This is a genomic window from Paludibacterium flexuosum (genome assembly GCF_037076605.1).
GTDB lineage: Bacteria > Pseudomonadota > Gammaproteobacteria > Burkholderiales > Chromobacteriaceae > Paludibacterium.
Map to the genome: position 1 here is coordinate 21,107 of NZ_AP029060.1, position 16,175 is coordinate 37,281.

A 16,175-nucleotide genomic window follows, 5' to 3' on the forward strand; every position below is an offset into this window, starting at 1 on the left:
TCATCCCGCTGTCACCGCTGTCAGACGAATAAGAAAATGGATATTGCATCTCGCTTGAATTTAATGGAGTGGATCTCCGCCATTGGTACGGTCGCTTTTGCCTTTTCCGGCTATCTGGTCGGGGTGAAAAAGCGTCTTGATCTGCTCGGCATCCTGATTGTGGCCCTGCTGACTGGTATCGGCGGCGGGATTATTCGCGATGTTCTGGTTCACCGGGTGCCGGTGGTGTTCTACGATTACACCAACGTGGTGATCATTTCGATCACCCTGCTGCTGTCGTGGATGACCGGGCTGCACAAACGCGAGAGCCAGACCTTCTATCGTGCCTTCATCGTGGCCGACTCGCTCGGGCTGGTCGCCTTCAGCATTACCGGCGCGCAAGTTGGCCTGATGTATGACCTCAACGCCTTTGGCGTGGTCCTGCTCGGTTTCATCACGGCAGTCGGCGGCGGGGTGGTGCGGGACATGATGGTCAATGACATCCCGTTCATCCTGCATGAAGACTTCTATGGCACGGTATCGATTCTGGTGGCCGGCGGCCTGTATGTGCTGGATCAACTGGTGTATGTCAATTATCTGAGCTTGCAATTGCTCTTTGCTATCGGTCTGGCGATCCGCCTGATCGGGCACTGGGGCGATATGACCCTGCCGAAGATCGGGGTGGTGGGAGACAAGGAATAAACATGTTGCCGAGTGACAGGCAGGCGGCGGCCGAATGGATCGGCGCGCGGCTGGCACATGGACCGGATGACAGCTGGCGCGAAGCCATGCCGCCGCGTCACGCCTTTGAGCAGGTCTGTCCGGCAGCGGTGCTGATCGGTCTGGTCTGGCACGAGGCGGGGCCGACGGTGCTGCTGACGCGCCGCAGTGAGCACCTGCCGACCCACCCGGGGCAGATCAGCTTTCCCGGTGGCAAGCTGGAAGCGCAGGATGCCGGCCCGGTCGAGGCCGCCCTGCGCGAGGCCGAAGAGGAAATTGGTCTGGCGCGCCGGCATGTGCAGGTCCTGGGCACTTTGCCGCGTTTTGTCACCATTACCCGGTTTGCCGTGACACCGGTGGTGGCACTGGTTGATCCGGCAATGCGTCTGCAGGCAGACCCGGGGGAGGTGGCCGAAATCTTCGAGGTCCCTCTGGCTCCCGCTCTGGCACTGGATCAATACCAGCGCCATGCTTTCGAGCGCGACGGCCTGCAGGGTTACTATCTGTCACTCACCTGGCAGGATCGCTTTATCTGGGGCGCAACCGCCGCCATGCTGCGCCTGCTGGCGCTGACCCTCAACGATCCGCCCTACGCCTGAATCCTCAGTCCGTCTCCTCGTCGCACAGCAGGCCATTGACCCCGTCGGCCTTGGCCTGCTGCATCAGCTTGTCGGCACGCCGGGTAATGTCATCCAGCCTGTCGCCCAGGCGCCAGCTGGTCATGCCGCCACTGAACGTGATGCTGTGTTCGGCAAACGGAAAAATGGTGGTGGCGATCTTGCTGCGAATGCGTTCCATCACCCGATGGGCATACTTCATCGGCGTGTTGGTAAAGATCACCATGAACTCCTCACCGGCGATCCGGGCGCAGATATCGGTTGAACGCGTGCTGTCGAGCAGCTCGTTGGCCACCGCAATCAGTACATTGTCACCGGCCAGGCGGCCATATTGCTCGTTGAAGGCGCGGAACTGGTCGATGCCGAACAGCGCAATGGTCAGCGGCAGACCATAGCGCTGGCAGCGATTCATTTCGTAGATCAGGCTCTGCTCGGCGGTCTTGCGATTGACCAGCCGGGTCAGCATGTCGGTGCGGGCCATCTCTTCAATCCGTTGTCGGCTGTCCGCGAGCGATGCCGTCAGATCCTGATAGCTGGTGCGATCCTCCAGCACCATCATGCAGCGCAATTTTTGCTGCAGCCGCAGATTGTGCATGCTGACCCGGACCAGTCGTTTGCAGCCGGTTTCCAGCCGGATCTCGACTTCCTGCTGATGCGCCAGATGCCCCTGACGCAACCATTCTGCCAGGGGGCTGATATGCAACTGGGGGGCCGGACTGCCGGGCTCGGCGCCATGCCAGTCACTGTCTTCTCCGCCCAGCGCCAGCATGTGCCGGGCCGCGGCATTGGCATAGAAAATCCGTTCGTCGTCAATGTCCACCAGCAGCACCGCCACGGGCAGTGAGGACAGAATGTCGCGCCAGCGTGCCTCGCTCTCATGCAGGGCTTCGCTGCAGCTCAGCAATTGCTCCCGGATGCGCAGGTGGCGCAATTGTCGCCGCGTCGCCCACATGACCAGCATGGCCAGCATGCCCCAGGCCATGGTGTAGGTGGCCAACTGCCAGATCAGGTCGCCGCGCTCGTGATGACGTGTCATGCCCACGGTGATGATCAGCGGGTAATTGTCGAGTGAGCGCTCACTGTACAGGCGCGGCTGGTTGTCACGCGGGGAGGGGGCCTCATACAGCTGCTGCTTGTTCTCGCGCAGAATCGGCTGTCTGGCATCATTCTGCGGCAGGGGTTTGAGCCGCATCGCCGGATCGTTGGGCCAGAAGGCAGCCAACTGCCGCTGGCGGTCCTGAATGCGCACCTCGCCGTACTCACCGATGCCCATGTCGGCAAACAGCGGCTGCAGCGAGGTTTCACTGATGTCGGCCATGATCATGCCGAGTAACTGGTGTCGCTGATCGTAAATGCCCTGGGCGTGCACGATCACCCCGGTATTGCCACGCAGGCTGGCTGCCGTGAAATGGGTGTCATTGGGGCGTTTCGGCCCATGCAGCCACAGACAGGCCGAGGAGGGTTGCAGCGAGACGGGGGCACCGCCCGGGCTGGAGAACACCACATTGCAGTGTTGGTCGACGATGCGGATCTGCGACAGATAGGCGATGTGTTCGATGCCGGCGTCCAGGGCATGCTGCAGCATGGTGTGCTCGCTGCCGGACAGTACCTGCCGGTCGAGTTGCTGCAGCACCAGCGGATTGTCGGCCAGTGCATCAAAGACCAGATCGACATCACGCAAGGTGTCGCTGATCTGGCTGGTCAGACGCTCGCTGGCCGAGGTGATCCGCTGAACGGCCTCCTGTTCCCGGCGATACTGGTCGCGGGCCAGGTCAAAGCCGAGCAGGAACAGAAAGGACAGCAGGAACAGCGTACTGGCCAGTTTGATGCCGAATGCAGCCGGGAGAGCGCGCGCGGCGGCTTTTTCCATGGTATGCCACTCAAGCTAAGCAGTAGTTCAGTGTATACCATGCCGGTAAGCGGGGGCAGGCCAGTCCGAGATGGCTGGCCTGTCCGCTCAGGACTGAAAGCGCATCGACAAATCGATGGCCTGGACATCCTTGGTCAGTTTGCCGATGGAAATCCGGTCGACGCCGGTTTCTGCGATGGCGCGCACCGTCTGCAGATCGACCCCGCCCGAGGCCTCCAGCTCCGCTTGTCCCGCCGCCATGACCACGGCTTCGCGCATGGTCTGGTGGCTCATATTGTCCAGCAGCACCAGGCGTGCGCCTGCTGCCAGAGCCTGCTGCAGCTGCGCCAGCGTTTCTACCTCGATCTGAACCGTCACGTGAGCCGGTGCCAGCTGCTGTGCGGCCCGCAGCGCTTCGGCCACCCCGCCGGCCGCCATGATGTGGTTTTCCTTGATCAGAATGCCGTCAAACAGGCCAATGCGCTGGTTGCAGCCGCCACCGACCGTCACCGCGTATTTCTGCGCCAGGCGCAAGCCGGGCAGGGTTTTGCGTGTGTCCAGAATCCGCGCGCGGGTACCGGCCACGGCATCGACATACTGTCGGGTGCAGCTGGCCACGGCCGACAGGGTCTGCAGGAAATTCAGCGCCGAGCGTTCGCCACTGAGCAGGGCACGTGCCGGCCCCTGCAGACGACACAGGGTCTGCCCCGCCGTGACCCGTTCCCCTTCGGCGGCGAGCCACTCGACCCGGACAGCCGGGTCCAACTGGCGAAAACACTCGTCAAACCAGGCGCTGCCGCACAGGATGGCCGACTCGCGTGCGATGACGGTAGCGCTGCCCGTGGTCGGGGCGGCGATCAGCTGGGCCGTCCAGTCGGCCATGCCGATGTCTTCGCTCAGTGCGCGGCAGACATCCGCAGATATGAGATGCAGGGGGGGCAGGGTAGCCATCACTCGTCCTGATTGCAAAAGCGCTATTGTACCGAAAGCCCGGATTTCATGGGTGTCACTGCTCGATGAATCGCTTATGATAAACAAATCATTTTTGCTGGTGTCCTGATGAGTTTTCCTGCCGGATTGTTCCCACTGCCATGGCTGCTTGGCCTGAACCTGCTGGCGCTGCTGGTGCTGGCAGGGCGGGTACGCCGCGTGGCCTGGCGGCGCATCCCTGCGGCGCAGGCCAATGCCTGGCTGGGTGCTTGCGTGCTGGTAATGGTGATGTGGACCCTGCGGGACGACTATCTGCCCGGACTCAGCTACCACTTGCTTGGCATGACCCTGCTCGGACTGATGATGGGGCCGTCACTGGCGCTGCTGGCCTCCGCCCTGGTGATCGTGGTCGCTGTGCTGGCCACAGGCGGGGATTGGACATCGCTCGGGCTGGTCTGGCTTTGCTGTGGCGTGCTGCCCATTGGCGCCAGCTGGCTGGGGCTGCGCCTGACGCAGCGGCTGCTGCCGGCCAACTATTTTGTTTATCTGTTCCTGAATGCTTTTCTGGCCGGCGGGGTGGGCATGGCGCTGGCCGGACTGGCGAGCGTGCTGGTGCTGGGGGCTGCCGCTGCCTATTCCTGGGGCATGCTGTTTGATGAGGCCTTGCCCTACTATCTGCTGCTGGCCTGGTCCGAGGCGTTTACCACCGGCCTGATGATGGCGATTCTGATTGTCTACCGGCCGCAATGGGTGTTGACCTTTGAGGACGCCCGTTATTTGAATGATCGCTATTCGGGGCCTTGATGCCCCGCGGAGAACCAAGATGCCTTTTGCCTTGTGGAGTATTCTGATTGCCGCCGTGCTGCCGCTGATCTGGGCCGGTGTGGCCAAGGCGGGCGCGCCTTATGACAACAGTCGGCCGCGCGAGGTGCTGGCCCGGGCCAGCGGCCACCGTCAGCGCGCCAACTGGGCTCAGCAAAATGCCTGGGAGGCATTTTCGCCCTATGCTGCGGCGGTGATCGTTGCTTTTGTCATGAAGGTGCCGGTGGCGCGGCTGGATCTGCTGGCGGGGCTTTTCCTGCTGGCTCGAGTCGGGCACGGGCTGTGCTATCTGCGCAATCTGCCCACGGCCCGCTCGTTGTGCTGGCTGTGCGGTTTTGCCTGTGTGGTGGCTCTGTTCGTGCTGGCCGCTCGGGGCTAGCCGGATTCAGCGTATCCCGAGGGATGCCAGTGCCTGCCTGACCTGTGCCAGACCGACCGTATGGAAGGCCTGCCAGCCGATGGCGCGGGCCGGGAGGATGCACTCGATATTGTCGTCGAAGAAAGCAATGCGCTGTGGCGCCACGCCGAGCTGTTCGGTGACGTACTGGTAGACCTCGGCATCCGGCTTTTTCATGTGGATCTCGTGCGAGGCGAAAATGTCGTCGAAATATTTGCCGAGATCCAGCTCGCGGGCAATGCGGTCGAAATGCGCCGCATTGTTGTTGGTCAGGGTCGCCAGGCGATAACGCCCCTTCAGGCTGTCCAGCAGGTCATGGGTGCCGGGGAAGGTGCCGCTGACCCAGCCGAGATAGGCCTCGATAAAGGCTTCGCGCGTCATGTCCAGCTGCAGCTCAGCAATCGCGCCATCGGCGAATGCCTCGACCGAGCACTGCCCGAGGTCCTGCTTGCCAACCCAGGGAGAGGTCAGCCAGAACTGGCGGGCGGCTTCGCGGTCGAGCCTGCCCCCGGTCAGTTCGACCAGCGGGGTGGTGCCATCCCATTTCACCAGGACGCCGCCCAGATCAAACAGCAAAACATCGATTTCCATGCCTTTTCCCTTTTCGTGTCAGATGATCACCGGCTCGGGCTCCAGGCGGACGCCGAAGCGCTGCTCGACCTCATCCTGGATGCGCTGTGCCAGGGCGCGAATCTCGCTGCCGCTGGCCGAGCCATGATTGACCAGTACCAGCGCCTGACGTTCATGTACGCCGGCATCTCCCTGGCGGTATCCCTTGAAGCCCGCCTGTTCGATCAGCCAGCCGGCGGCCAGTTTGCACTGGCCATTGGCTGCCGGGTAACGCGGCAGGCGCGGGTACTGTGCTGCCAGCTGATCGGCCAGGGCCTCAGGCACCACCGGGTTCTTGAAGAAGCTGCCGGCATTGCCCAGCACCAGCGGATTCGGCAGCTTGGCTGAACGAATGCTGACCACAGCCTGACTGACGTCGGCCGGCGTCGGGTGGGGCCAGCTGGCCAGTTGTTGCAACTCGCGCTCGATATCGCCATAGGCGGCACGGATTTGCGGGCGGCGCGACAGGCGGAAGCGTACGGCGCAGATCAGATAGCGGCCGGCGGCCTGATGCTTGAACAGGCTGTCGCGGTAGCCGAAGGCGCACTCGGCATTGCTCAGCACCACGGTTCGTCCCCCGTCCTGCAGATCGGCGCATACCACCTCGTGAATGCGCTCGCGCACCTCGACACCGTAGGCGCCGATGTTCTGCACCGGGCAGGCGCCGACCGAGCCGGGAATCAGGCTGAGATTTTCCAGTCCGTACCAGCCCTGCTGCAGGGTGTACTGCACCCATTCATGCCAGTTTTCGCCGGCAGCCGCTTCGACCAGCACGGTCTCGTCATCGCTGTCGAGCTCGTGGCGCCCGCTCAGCGCCACCTGGACCACCAGCCCGGGATGGTCGCGGGTGAACAGCAGGTTGCTGCCTCCGCCCAGCCACAGCACCGGTCCCCGGCGGTAGGGTTCGCTGGCCAGCAGGGCGGGCAGATCCTCCAGCGCGCTCAGTCGCAGGAAGTGTCGGGCACGGACATCCATGCCGAAAGTGTTGAGCGCCTTCAGCGGCGCGTTGTCGGTGAACGACAGGCTCACGTCTTACTCCCCGGTGGCGCCGGCAAGGTGCAAACGGCTTTGCCGCGCCAGATAGACAATCAGAAAAACGGCGGCGGCACTCAGGCTGATCACCAGTGCCGTCCAGAATCCGTACACGCCCAGCGGCCGTGCCGTCAGCCAGCTGGTCAGGCCGAGCAGGATGCCCAGGCCCAGGCCGACTCCCCAGAAGGCGCAAATGTGAATCGCCATCGGGATGCGGGTCAGTTTGTAGCCGCGCAAGGCGCCCGACGCAATCGTCTGGGTCGAGTCGGTCAGTTGATAGACGGCAGCGAACAGCAGCAGGGAGGCCCCCATGGCGATCAGGCGCGGATCGTCGGTATAGAGCCGGATGATGTCGCTGCGCCAGAGGAAGATCGCCAGCATGATCAGCAGGGCACAGGCCAGACCAAGCAGCAGGCCGACGCCGGTAATGCGCCTGGCGGCGCGGGCATCGCCGGCACCGACCTGCTGTCCGATGAGTACGGTCAGGGCGTTGCTGATGCTTTGCGGCACCATGTAGATGATGCTGGAGAAATTCATCGCCGCCTGGTGACTGGCGACTGTCAGGGTACCCAGCGGGGCGATCAGCAGGGCAATGAAGGCAAACAGGCTGATCTCGACAAAGAAAGACAGGCTGATCGGGATGCCGAGGTGCAGAAAGTCGCGGAAGGCGCGCAGCGAGGGCGGCGAAAACCGGCTGGTCAGGCCATAGGGGCGGAAATGGCGACTGCAGGCCACATAGGCCAACAGGCCGATGGCATTGAACCAGAATGCCATGGCCGTGGCCCAGCCGCAGCCGGCGCCGCCCAGGCGCGGCATGCCGAACAGGCCGTGGATCAGGATGTAATTCAGCGGGATGTTGAGCAGCAGGGCGGCAATGCTCATCAGCATGATCGGCCGCGGGCGGTTCAGGCTGGCGGCAAAGGCGTGCACGGCGCGATGCACCATGGCGGCCGGCATGGCCACCGCTGTCCCGGTAATGAACAGCATGGTCTTGTCTTCGACCTGGGGGGGCATGTGCAGGATCGGGCGCAGCAGGGGCTGAATCGCCAGCATCAGCGCCATGCCGGCCAGGCCGATGAACAGGCCGAACCACATGCCCTGACGGCCGGTTTCGCCGATCTCCTCCTGCTGGCCGGCACCCAGCATGTGCGAGAGGATGGGGTTGAGTGCGGTGACCAGCCCCATCAGCGTGACGTAGCAGGTGATGAAAATGCTCGAGCCGATCGATACGGCCGCCAGATCGTCGGTGCTGACATGGCCGGACATGGCGGCATCGACAAAACCGGTGGCCACCTGTGCCGTCTGGGCGATCATCATCGGCAGCGCCAGATGAATGATCTGGCCGGCATCGGCCAGCAGGCGGGCAGGGGGGGTACGGTTCAGTTCGAAGAGCATGTCGCGGCAATCAGGGTAAACGGTGATTATACCCGAGCCCGGCCGGGATGAGGCCGGGTTGCCGGGAGAGCGCGCTCAGCCGAAGCGGACCGGCGGGTCACGCCGCAGGTCGCAACTGATGATCAGCTGTTCGGCAAACCGGGCGTTCAGTGCCAGCGCATCGGCCAGGCTGATGCCATGCACGATCACCGAGTCTGCCGCCAGGTCGCTGCGATAGCCAAGACCATTGGCATATGTGGACAGGGCGGAGAGACTCGCGGCGTCGTCAGGGGTCGCCGGCGTGGCGGTCAGGGTTCCTGCAAGGGGTCTAGCGCATCCCACGGCATCAAAAAAAGCAAAAGAAAAATCGGTGCAAGAGTCGGTCTGGCAGTCATACATGGTCAGTTCTCCAGTCGGTTCAGGGGCTTGCGCGCCCGGCCACGACTGCCAGGCGACGCTTTAGCAGGATTTTCAAGCGCCCTGCAAGTTGTCGATTAACTCGGCGCCGGCCCCGGTCAGGAGGCCAAAACTACATGTGTGTCATGCAAAACGGCGGGATAACCGCCCAAAACAAAACCCGCTTTGCCATGACGCGAAGCGGGTGTTGATCCGTTTCAGACGCTTTAGCTGGCATTTTTACCGCGCCCGCAAGCTGTTTCAAATCGGCGCTGTTCCATCATCCGACGGCAGCATCTTACTGTCAAGCCCGGAAATGGAGATCGGATAAAGACAAAACGGGTATTTATTCGGATCGGAATCAGGCTATAATCCGGCACTTGAGATTGACGCCCCGGCGCATCCACCCAACAAAACCTATCCCTCATGATCCGCAAGCTTTTCCGAAAAATGCTCGAACTGCCCGCAGGCCTGGGCAAAGGTCGGGCCCGCCCGCGTGTGATTCCGCTGGCGCAGCATGGCGTTCGCCGCGAGCAAATCAGTCGCGCTGCGCTCAAGGTCACCACACGTCTGCAGGAAGACGGCTATGCCGCCTTCGTGGTCGGCGGGGCCGTGCGCGATCTGCTGCTCGGCGTCGTCCCGAAAGACTTTGACGTCGCGACCAATGCCACGCCCGAGCAGGTCCATCATTGTTTCCGTCGTTCCCGCATCATCGGCCGCCGCTTCCGCATCGTGCACGTGATGATGGGGCCGGAAACCATCGAGGTGACCACCTTCCGCGGCGGCAGCATCAACGACACCAATGAAACCGGCCGCATCATGGCCGACAACAGCTACGGCAGCCAGGAAGAGGACGCGCACCGGCGCGACTTCACCGTCAATGCCCTGTTCTATGATCCGTCGACCGAAACCATCATTGACTACCAGCACGGCGTCAAGGACCTCAAGGCCCGCAAGCTGGTGATGATCGGCCAGCCGGCCAAGCGTTATCAGGAAGATCCGGTACGCATGCTGCGCGCCGTGCGTCTCGCCGCCAAGCTGGGGTTCGAGATCGACGAGCACACGCAAAAGCCGATCCGTTCGCATGCCCACCTGCTCAAGCGCGAACCGGCCGCCCGTCTGTTCGACGAAATGCTCAAGCTGCTGATGTCGGGACATGCCTATGCCTGTCTGATGAAATTGCGTGACGAAGGACTGTCCCACGGGGCCTTCCCGCTGCTGGACGCCGTACTCGGCGACGAGAGCGATGATCACCGCTTCCTCAAGCTGGCCCTGGCCAGCACCGATGCCCGCATTCGTGAAGACAAGCCGATCTCGGTCGGTTTCCTGCTGGCCACACTGCTGTGGCGTCAGGTGAATCAGCGCTGGCAGTCGCTGCAGGAACGCGGCGAGCGTGCCTTGCCGGCGCTGCTGCATGCCATCGGCGAGGTGGAAGGCGAGCAGGATGAAGCCCTGGCGATTCCACGGCGCTACAGCGTGACCATGCGTGAGATCTGGACCCTGCAGTCGCGCTTCGACAGCCGCATCGGCCAGCGTCCCTATCGCTTCCTCGAACAACCGCGCTTCCGTGCCGCCTATGACTTCCTGGCGCTGCGTGCGGAGGCCGGTGAAGTGCCGCGCAGTCTGGTGACCTGGTGGTCCGAGTTCCAGCACGGTGATGCCGAAGAACGTGAAGCGCTGATGAACGAAGCCAAGGTCGGTGATACTGCCGAAGCCCGTGCACCGCGCAAGCGTCGTCCGCGCCGTCGCCGCAAACCCGGTGCCGGCGGGGGCACGCCGGAGAGCGATGCATGACGCGTGCCTTTGTCGCGCTGGGGAGCAATCTGCAGGACCCGGCACAACAGATCAGGGCCGCCTTTGCGGCCCTTGCCTTGTTGCCGGCGACCCGGCTGTTGCAGACCTCCGCACTGTATCGTACCGCACCGGTCGGCTACCTCGACCAGCCTGATTTCATCAATGCCGTCGCTGAACTCGACACCGAACTGACCCCGCTTGACCTGCTGCATGCCCTGCTGGACATCGAGGCCGGCTTCGGCCGGGTTCGCAGCTTCCGCAACGCACCACGCATCCTGGATCTGGATCTGCTGTGGATGGCCGGCACTACCCTCGAGACGACCGAGCTGACCCTGCCGCATCCGCGCATGCATGAACGTGCCTTCGTCCTGCTGCCGCTGGCGGAACTGGCGGCCGATTTGTCGCTGGGCGCCCATGGTCTGGTCGGCGAACTGGCGGCACGCCTTGTGCCGGAGGGCATTGAACGCCTGCCGGCCGACGACAACGAGAGACCTGAATGAATACCAAACGCTACGTGGTGGTGGAAGGCCCGATCGGTGCCGGCAAATCAACGCTGGCCCGACGCCTGGCCGATCACTGGGGCATGCAGCTGGTGGCCGAGCGTCCGGAGGAAAACCCCTTCCTGCCGCGCTTCTACAGCCAGTTCCAGCACCATGCCCTGTCGGCGCAGCTCAGCTTCATGCTGGCGCGGCGTGAAATCGCGGCCCAGATGCAGCATGGCGAACTGATGAATCAGCCGCGGGTGGCCGACTTCATGTTCGAGCGCGATGACCTGTTTGCCGGCATCAATCTGGATCGCGACGAGCTGGCGCTGTACCGCCGTCTGGCGGCCGCCCTGCAGGTCGAACATCCGGTACCCGATCTGGTGATCTACCTCGAGGCCTCGCCGGACACACTGAACAGCCGGCTGGCGGCACGCGAGCAGGCCAGCTTCCCCGATGGCTACATCAAGCGAGTGCATGAGGCCTATAGCCAGTTCTTCTATGACTACGAGGCGGCACCGCTGTTGATCGTCAATACCGACCACCTGAATCTGATTGATAATCAGGAAGATTTTGATTTATTGTTGCGCTGCATCAACGAGATGCGCGGACAACGCAGCTACTTCAATAAAAGCGTCTGAGTTCCGACGCCACGAGGATGATGGGCATGAAAATGACTGTGAGCACGTTGGGCAAGATGGCACAGGAAGGTCAGAAGATCGCCATGCTGACTTGCTACGACGCCAGCTTTGCCACCCTGCTGGATGAGGCCGGCGTCGATATTCTGTTGATCGGCGACTCGCTCGGCATGGTCGTGCAGGCCAACGATTCAACCCTGCCGGTGAGCCTGGACGACATGGTCTACCACACACGCTGTGTGGCGCGCGGTGCCAAGCGGGCCCTGATTCTGGCCGACCTGCCGTTCGGCAGCTACCAGGAATCGCCACAGCAGGCGTTTGCCAGCTCGGCACGGCTGATCCAGGCCGGGGCGCATATGGTCAAGCTGGAAGGCGGCGCCTTCATGGCGGAGACCACCCGCTTCCTGGTGGAGCGCGGTATTCCGGTGTGCTCGCACATCGGCCTGACGCCCCAGTTCGTCAATGCCTTTGGTGGTTATCGCGTCCAGGGCAAGAGCGAGTCCGATGCCGAGCGCATCCTGCACGATGCCACCTCCCTGGCCGAAGCGGGCGCCAGTCTGGTGCTGATGGAGTGTGTGCCGGCCGAACTGGCCGGCCGCATCAGCCAGGCCGTGCCCGTACCGACCATCGGTATCGGTGCCGGCGTCGACGTCGGGGGCCAGGTGCTGGTGCTGCATGACATGCTGGGCGTCTATCCGGGCAAGAAGGCCCGCTTCGTCAAGAATTTCCTCCAGGGGGCCGACAGCATTCAGGACGCTGTCGCCGCCTATGTGCGCGCGGTGAAAGATCAGAGTTTCCCGGCGCCCGAACATTGTTTCTGAAAGGACTGACATAAAAATGGAAATCATCCGCACGATCGCCGACATGCGCGCCTGGCGCAAGACGGCTGGCCGGGTGGCATTTGTTCCGACCATGGGTAATCTGCATGAAGGGCATCTGGCGCTGGTGAGCGAAGCACATCGCCAGGCGCCGAAAGTGGTGGTCAGCATCTTCGTCAACCGGCTGCAGTTCGGTCAGGGTGAGGATTTTGGTGCCTATCCGCGTACCTTCGAGGCCGATTGCCAGAAGCTGATCGACGCCGGCGTCGATGTGCTGTTTTTCCCCGATGAGCACGAGCTCTACCCGCGCGTGAAGCAGGACTTCAACGTCGAGCCGCCGCATATCCAGAATGAGCTGTGCGGGGCATTCCGTCCCGGGCATTTCCGTGGCGTGGCCACGGTGGTGACCAAGCTGTTCAATATCGTCAAGCCGGATGTCGCCTGCTTCGGCAAGAAGGACTTCCAGCAACTGCACGTGATCCGCGCCATGGTGGCGGATCTGGATGTGGACATCGAGATTGTCGGCGTCGATACCGGCCGTGCGGCGGACGGACTGGCGCTGTCCTCGCGCAATGGCTATCTGAGCGCGGAAGAACGTGCCGAGGCCCCGCGCCTGTATCGCAACCTGACACAAATCCGCGATCGCCTGCTGGCCGGCGACCATGACTATGCCGACATGGAATGCCGTGCCAGACAGGATCTGGAAGCCCATGGCTGGCAGGTCGACTATGTCGAGGTCCGTCAGGCCGATACCCTGGAAATTGCCCATGCCGGTGAGAAACACGTTGTGGTGCTGGTCGCTGCCCGCCTGGGCAAGACCCGCCTGATCGACAATATCGACGTGCGCCGCGCCTGAAGGAGAGCCCTATGCAACGTACCATGCTGAAATCCAAGCTGCACCGCGTCACCGCCACGCATTCCGAACTGCACTACATCGGATCCTGCGCCATTGACGAAAACCTGCTCGAAGCCGCCGACATCCGCGAATTCGAAGAGATCCAGATCTGGAATGTCACCAACGGCGAGCGCTTTGCCACTTACGCCATCAAGGCCGAGCGCGGCTCCGGCATCATTTCGGTCAATGGCTCGGCGGCGCGTCGTGCGGCGGTGGGCGACCTGCTGATCATCGCCACCTTTGCCCAGTACGAGGAGCATGAACTCGCCGGGCTGCGCCCGCGTCTGGTCTTTGTCGATGACAAGAACCAGATGACCGAGCTGCAGCACGCCATCCCGACCCAGCCAGCCTGAGGCTGACGGCCGATGACGACACCCCGCCCGATGGCGGGGTGTTTTTGTTTCCGGCCCCTGCCGCGCCAACTGGCCTGCGTGCGTCAGCTTGGCTAGCGTGAACGCTCTTCTTGTCAGGAGACGATCATGCGCTATTCCCGTTGTCTGCATACTGCCCCCTTGCTGTTCAGTACCTCGCTCATGGCGATGACGCCGGATGCCGCCTTGCTGGCTGCGCTGGCCGGTCAGGCGGCCCGGCCGCTGACGCTGATGCCGGGTCAACCCTTTCCCCCCTTGCCGCAGCCCGGACAGGGGCCGCTGGTTTTCGATCAGCGGGTCGCGGGCCTTGCTGAGGCGGCGATGCTCACGCGCCGATGGCTGGGGCTGTCAGTGTCCTTGCCGCTTCTGCTGGTGTCGCGCCAGCCGGATGGCAGTCTGGCCGTGCTGGCCGGTCAGGCGGGCAGTGCGCCGCAGCTCGCCGCCGCCTGGCGCGAACAACAGCACTCGCCCCGGCGCATACGGCGCAGCCTCGGCCTCAGCCAGACGCTGACCGCACATACCCTGTCACTGACGCTGGTGCACGGTCCGCAGCCTTGTCCGCTGGCGCGGGATATCGGCAAGGGGTTTCTGGGGCGCATCAGTCTGGAGAACCCGCAAGATGCCTGCGAGGGCAGGGCGACATTCCAGACCCGTCTGCGTCTGGATCATTTTTCTTCCGACAGCCCGGGGGCACCGCCCGGCTGGCCGGCCGGCAAGTATCTGCGCCTGTCGCTGGGCGCCGGTGAGGCCGGGGGCAGCGGCTGGCATCTGTCCCCGCAGCAGCATCAGCAGTTGACGCTGGATCGTGGCCGGACCTTGCGGCACAGCTGGTTCGGGCCTTATGCCGGCCACTATTCCATCACGATCGAGCCGGATGGCCCTGCCCATCTGCAATTGCTGGAGCATGAGCCGAGAAATCAGGCGCGCGGGACCACGGTCGATATCAGCCGCAGTGCGACGCAGCAGCGGCAGCTCCAGGCCGGACTGTCCCTGCACGGCAGCAGTGCCGGCGTTTCCCTGGGGGAGAGCCGGCAGTCTGGCGAAACCCGCTCCACCACCCTGCGCTATCCATTGCAGGAGTATCGGGTGCTCAACCGAACGCGCGGCAATCTGCTGGACCTGCAATGGCAGCTGGGTCTGGACGAGCAGATGTTCCGCAGCGACGACGAGATCCGCGAGGGGGCGCTGCCGGTACGCAGCGAATTGTTCAGCGGGCTGTCTCATGCCAATTTCCTGCCCGGCATGCTGGCAACCTGGCAGGTGCCGGTGGACGAACAGGGCAGTACACGCTTTCAGATCCGCGCCGAGGCCAGGGTCATGGCGGCCCTGTCACGCATCACGCCCACGCAGATTGCCCACTATGCCAGCAGCCATGATCTGTCGCTGGCGACAACGGTCATCGTGGACTGGTCCGCACCGCTGTTCCGGCCTGAACTCCCCTTGCAGGTGCGTGCCTGGCGTCATGACGCCCAGTATTGTCTGACCTGGCACCGGGAAGGCGGGGAGGTGTCCGGGCGGGCTTGCGATCAGTCTTCCGGACAGGGGTGGGCACTGAATCGTCAGCGTCAACTGTATGCGGTGGCGCGACCGGTGCTTTGTCTGGCCCTGGCCAGGGATGGCCGCTTGCGCAGCGAGCGCTGCCAGCCGGGGGGGCATTTCGAGTGGCGCTGGCAGGGCGAACATCAGGACCGGCTGGTCAATTTGTTGCAAGAGCAGGTGCTGAGCATCCGCGCCGAGAATCGCCAGGCCGGTGCGGCCCTTCTGGGGCTTGGCCGCCAGTGTGACGACCCGCTGCAGCCGGCCTGCGCCTGGCGAGCCTACCCGCTCACGCCGGGGGGCGGGGGCATCACGCCATAGTCAAACCTGGTCTGGGGGCTTAGTGGCGCCGCAAGATGCACTGAAGCAGTCGCCGCAAGGTGTCGGCATCCTGCTGGCCGAGTCCGGCCAGCAGGCGATTGTGAGCCTGGCAAATCCTCTCCAGCATCGCCGGGCACAGCGCGCGTCCGGCCTCGGTCAGTTCGAAGCGGAAAGACCGCCGGTCCTGCGGGTTTTGCGCGCGACGCAACAGTCCCTTGTGCTCGATACGGTACAGCAGCCGGGTCATGGCACCAGGGTCGTAATCCAGCAGCCGGCAGAAGCCGGCCGGCGTGTTTTCTTCGCCGCGGTAGAGCTGCATGATCACGGCCGATTGTGCCGCAGTCAGGCCCAGTGGCGCCAACTCCTCTTCCAGTATCTCGGTCAGTCGCCTTTTGGCGCCGAGGATGAGATAGCCCAATGCTTCGGAGGAGGGGACGCAGGTCAGGTCTTCCGGGGTGACCCGAAAGGGGGTGTCATTCCATGTCATGGACGGACAATATATTGCCCAGGCAACCATCGTCAAATGGTTTACTTGGCATTTCTCCATGCGACATGCATAGTAGGGACACCGTCACCGCCGTCGGCAAAGGAGTGC

Annotated in this window: 18 protein-coding genes; 11 read left to right on the forward strand and 7 right to left on the reverse strand. The window is 63.3% G+C overall.

All coding sequences use genetic code 11. The annotated features are described in order from the left end of the window. Positions 1 to 36: 36 nt before the first annotated feature. Positions 37 to 681, forward strand: coding sequence for a trimeric intracellular cation channel family protein (locus tag AACH39_RS00095; protein WP_252346065.1), 645 nt, complete (start codon positions 37 to 39; stop codon positions 679 to 681). A 2-nt stretch (positions 682 to 683) separates the two neighbouring features. Beyond that, entirely contained in the window at positions 684 to 1,298 is a 615-nt protein-coding gene (locus AACH39_RS00100; protein WP_215777052.1) for a CoA pyrophosphatase, read from the forward strand. Between the two features lie 4 nt (positions 1,299 to 1,302). On the opposite strand, the gene AACH39_RS00105 is transcribed toward AACH39_RS00100, so the two are convergent. Next, complete coding sequence (locus AACH39_RS00105; protein ID WP_215777049.1) at positions 1,303 to 3,186, reverse strand: diguanylate cyclase; 1,884 nt, start codon at positions 3,184 to 3,186, stop codon at positions 1,303 to 1,305. Positions 3,187 to 3,273: 87 nt separating this feature from the next. Continuing rightward, a complete protein-coding gene (nadC, locus tag AACH39_RS00110) occupies positions 3,274 to 4,116 on the reverse strand; it encodes a carboxylating nicotinate-nucleotide diphosphorylase (protein ID WP_338620649.1) in 843 nt (280 codons plus the stop codon). 108 nt (positions 4,117 to 4,224) lie between these two features. Between nadC and AACH39_RS00115 the strand changes: the two genes are divergently transcribed. Both AACH39_RS00115 and AACH39_RS00120 read left to right on the forward strand, forming a co-directional pair. After that, positions 4,225 to 4,899 carry an energy-coupling factor ABC transporter permease gene (locus AACH39_RS00115; RefSeq protein ID WP_338620650.1) on the forward strand — a complete coding sequence of 225 codons (675 nt, stop codon included), beginning with the start codon at positions 4,225 to 4,227 and terminating at the stop codon, positions 4,897 to 4,899. 19 nt (positions 4,900 to 4,918) lie between these two features. Continuing rightward, positions 4,919 to 5,296 carry an MAPEG family protein gene (locus AACH39_RS00120; RefSeq protein ID WP_338620651.1) on the forward strand — a complete coding sequence of 126 codons (378 nt, stop codon included), beginning with the start codon at positions 4,919 to 4,921 and terminating at the stop codon, positions 5,294 to 5,296. Between the two features lie 6 nt (positions 5,297 to 5,302). Here AACH39_RS00120 and AACH39_RS00125 read toward each other — a convergent pair whose 3' ends face one another. The 4 genes from AACH39_RS00125 to AACH39_RS00140 all read right to left on the reverse strand — a co-directional run bounded on the left by AACH39_RS00125 (position 5,303) and on the right by AACH39_RS00140 (position 8,728). After that, entirely contained in the window at positions 5,303 to 5,905 is a 603-nt protein-coding gene (locus AACH39_RS00125) for an HAD family phosphatase (protein ID WP_215777035.1), read from the reverse strand. 18 nt (positions 5,906 to 5,923) lie between these two features. After that, positions 5,924 to 6,952: a UDP-N-acetylmuramate dehydrogenase gene (gene murB / locus AACH39_RS00130; protein ID WP_215777031.1), complete on the reverse strand. Its 1,029-nt coding sequence runs from the start codon at positions 6,950 to 6,952 to the stop codon at positions 5,924 to 5,926. 3 nt (positions 6,953 to 6,955) lie between these two features. Further along, positions 6,956 to 8,350: an MATE family efflux transporter gene (locus AACH39_RS00135; protein ID WP_215777028.1), complete on the reverse strand. Its 1,395-nt coding sequence runs from the start codon at positions 8,348 to 8,350 to the stop codon at positions 6,956 to 6,958. A gap of 75 nt (positions 8,351 to 8,425) precedes the next feature. Next, entirely contained in the window at positions 8,426 to 8,728 is a 303-nt protein-coding gene (locus tag AACH39_RS00140) for a hypothetical protein (RefSeq protein WP_338620652.1), read from the reverse strand. A 447-nt stretch (positions 8,729 to 9,175) separates the two neighbouring features. Between AACH39_RS00140 and pcnB the strand changes: the two genes are divergently transcribed. The 7 genes from pcnB to AACH39_RS00175 all read left to right on the forward strand — a co-directional run bounded on the left by pcnB (position 9,176) and on the right by AACH39_RS00175 (position 15,580). Then, a complete protein-coding gene (gene pcnB, locus AACH39_RS00145) occupies positions 9,176 to 10,519 on the forward strand; it encodes a polynucleotide adenylyltransferase PcnB (protein ID WP_338620653.1) in 1,344 nt (447 codons plus the stop codon). Further along, positions 10,516 to 11,019, forward strand: coding sequence for a 2-amino-4-hydroxy-6-hydroxymethyldihydropteridine diphosphokinase (gene folK / locus AACH39_RS00150; RefSeq protein ID WP_215777019.1), 504 nt, complete (start codon positions 10,516 to 10,518; stop codon positions 11,017 to 11,019). The genes pcnB and folK overlap by 4 nt, the downstream gene beginning before the upstream one ends. Continuing rightward, the gene (locus AACH39_RS00155; protein ID WP_215777016.1) at positions 11,016 to 11,642 is read left to right on the forward strand and encodes a deoxynucleoside kinase; all 627 of its coding nucleotides are present in this window, start codon (positions 11,016 to 11,018) and stop codon (positions 11,640 to 11,642) included. The genes folK and AACH39_RS00155 overlap by 4 nt, the downstream gene beginning before the upstream one ends. Before the next feature lie 26 nt (positions 11,643 to 11,668). Further along, on the forward strand, positions 11,669 to 12,460 hold the full coding sequence (panB, locus tag AACH39_RS00160) for a 3-methyl-2-oxobutanoate hydroxymethyltransferase (protein ID WP_215777013.1): 792 nt from the start codon (positions 11,669 to 11,671) through the stop codon (positions 12,458 to 12,460). 16 nt (positions 12,461 to 12,476) lie between these two features. After that, entirely contained in the window at positions 12,477 to 13,313 is an 837-nt protein-coding gene (gene panC, locus AACH39_RS00165; protein ID WP_215777010.1) for a pantoate--beta-alanine ligase, read from the forward strand. Between the two features lie 11 nt (positions 13,314 to 13,324). Next, positions 13,325 to 13,705, forward strand: a complete 381-nt coding sequence (panD, locus tag AACH39_RS00170) for an aspartate 1-decarboxylase (protein WP_215777008.1) — start codon at positions 13,325 to 13,327, stop codon at positions 13,703 to 13,705. A 126-nt stretch (positions 13,706 to 13,831) separates the two neighbouring features. Then, positions 13,832 to 15,580: a hypothetical protein gene (locus tag AACH39_RS00175; RefSeq protein ID WP_338620654.1), complete on the forward strand. Its 1,749-nt coding sequence runs from the start codon at positions 13,832 to 13,834 to the stop codon at positions 15,578 to 15,580. Between the two features lie 19 nt (positions 15,581 to 15,599). Here AACH39_RS00175 and AACH39_RS00180 read toward each other — a convergent pair whose 3' ends face one another. Beyond that, positions 15,600 to 16,067: a MarR family transcriptional regulator gene (locus tag AACH39_RS00180; RefSeq protein WP_215777003.1), complete on the reverse strand. Its 468-nt coding sequence runs from the start codon at positions 16,065 to 16,067 to the stop codon at positions 15,600 to 15,602. Between the last annotated feature and the right edge of the window lie 108 nt (positions 16,068 to 16,175).

Bases quoted from the DNA above. Each gene is read 5' to 3' on its own strand.
- AACH39_RS00095 (WP_252346065.1), top strand. From the start codon at position 37: ATGGATATTGCATCTCGCTTGAATTTAATGGAGTGGATCTCCGCCATT.
- pcnB (WP_338620653.1), top strand. From the start codon at position 9,176: ATGCTCGAACTGCCCGCAGGCCTGGGCAAAGGTCGGGCCCGCCCGCGT.
- panD (WP_215777008.1), top strand. From the start codon at position 13,325: ATGCAACGTACCATGCTGAAATCCAAGCTGCACCGCGTCACCGCCACG.
- panC (WP_215777010.1), top strand. From the start codon at position 12,477: ATGGAAATCATCCGCACGATCGCCGACATGCGCGCCTGGCGCAAGACG.
- AACH39_RS00120 (WP_338620651.1), top strand. From the start codon at position 4,919: ATGCCTTTTGCCTTGTGGAGTATTCTGATTGCCGCCGTGCTGCCGCTG.
- nadC (WP_338620649.1), bottom strand. From the start codon at position 4,116: ATGGCTACCCTGCCCCCCCTGCATCTCATATCTGCGGATGTCTGCCGC.
- AACH39_RS00135 (WP_215777028.1), bottom strand. From the start codon at position 8,350: ATGCTCTTCGAACTGAACCGTACCCCCCCTGCCCGCCTGCTGGCCGAT.
- AACH39_RS00105 (WP_215777049.1), bottom strand. From the start codon at position 3,186: ATGGAAAAAGCCGCCGCGCGCGCTCTCCCGGCTGCATTCGGCATCAAA.
- panB (WP_215777013.1), top strand. From the start codon at position 11,669: ATGAAAATGACTGTGAGCACGTTGGGCAAGATGGCACAGGAAGGTCAG.
- AACH39_RS00115 (WP_338620650.1), top strand. From the start codon at position 4,225: ATGAGTTTTCCTGCCGGATTGTTCCCACTGCCATGGCTGCTTGGCCTG.
- AACH39_RS00125 (WP_215777035.1), bottom strand. From the start codon at position 5,905: ATGGAAATCGATGTTTTGCTGTTTGATCTGGGCGGCGTCCTGGTGAAA.
- folK (WP_215777019.1), top strand. From the start codon at position 10,516: ATGACGCGTGCCTTTGTCGCGCTGGGGAGCAATCTGCAGGACCCGGCA.
- AACH39_RS00180 (WP_215777003.1), bottom strand. From the start codon at position 16,067: ATGACATGGAATGACACCCCCTTTCGGGTCACCCCGGAAGACCTGACC.
- AACH39_RS00175 (WP_338620654.1), top strand. From the start codon at position 13,832: ATGCGCTATTCCCGTTGTCTGCATACTGCCCCCTTGCTGTTCAGTACC.
- AACH39_RS00140 (WP_338620652.1), bottom strand. From the start codon at position 8,728: ATGTATGACTGCCAGACCGACTCTTGCACCGATTTTTCTTTTGCTTTT.
- AACH39_RS00155 (WP_215777016.1), top strand. From the start codon at position 11,016: ATGAATACCAAACGCTACGTGGTGGTGGAAGGCCCGATCGGTGCCGGC.
- AACH39_RS00100 (WP_215777052.1), top strand. From the start codon at position 684: ATGTTGCCGAGTGACAGGCAGGCGGCGGCCGAATGGATCGGCGCGCGG.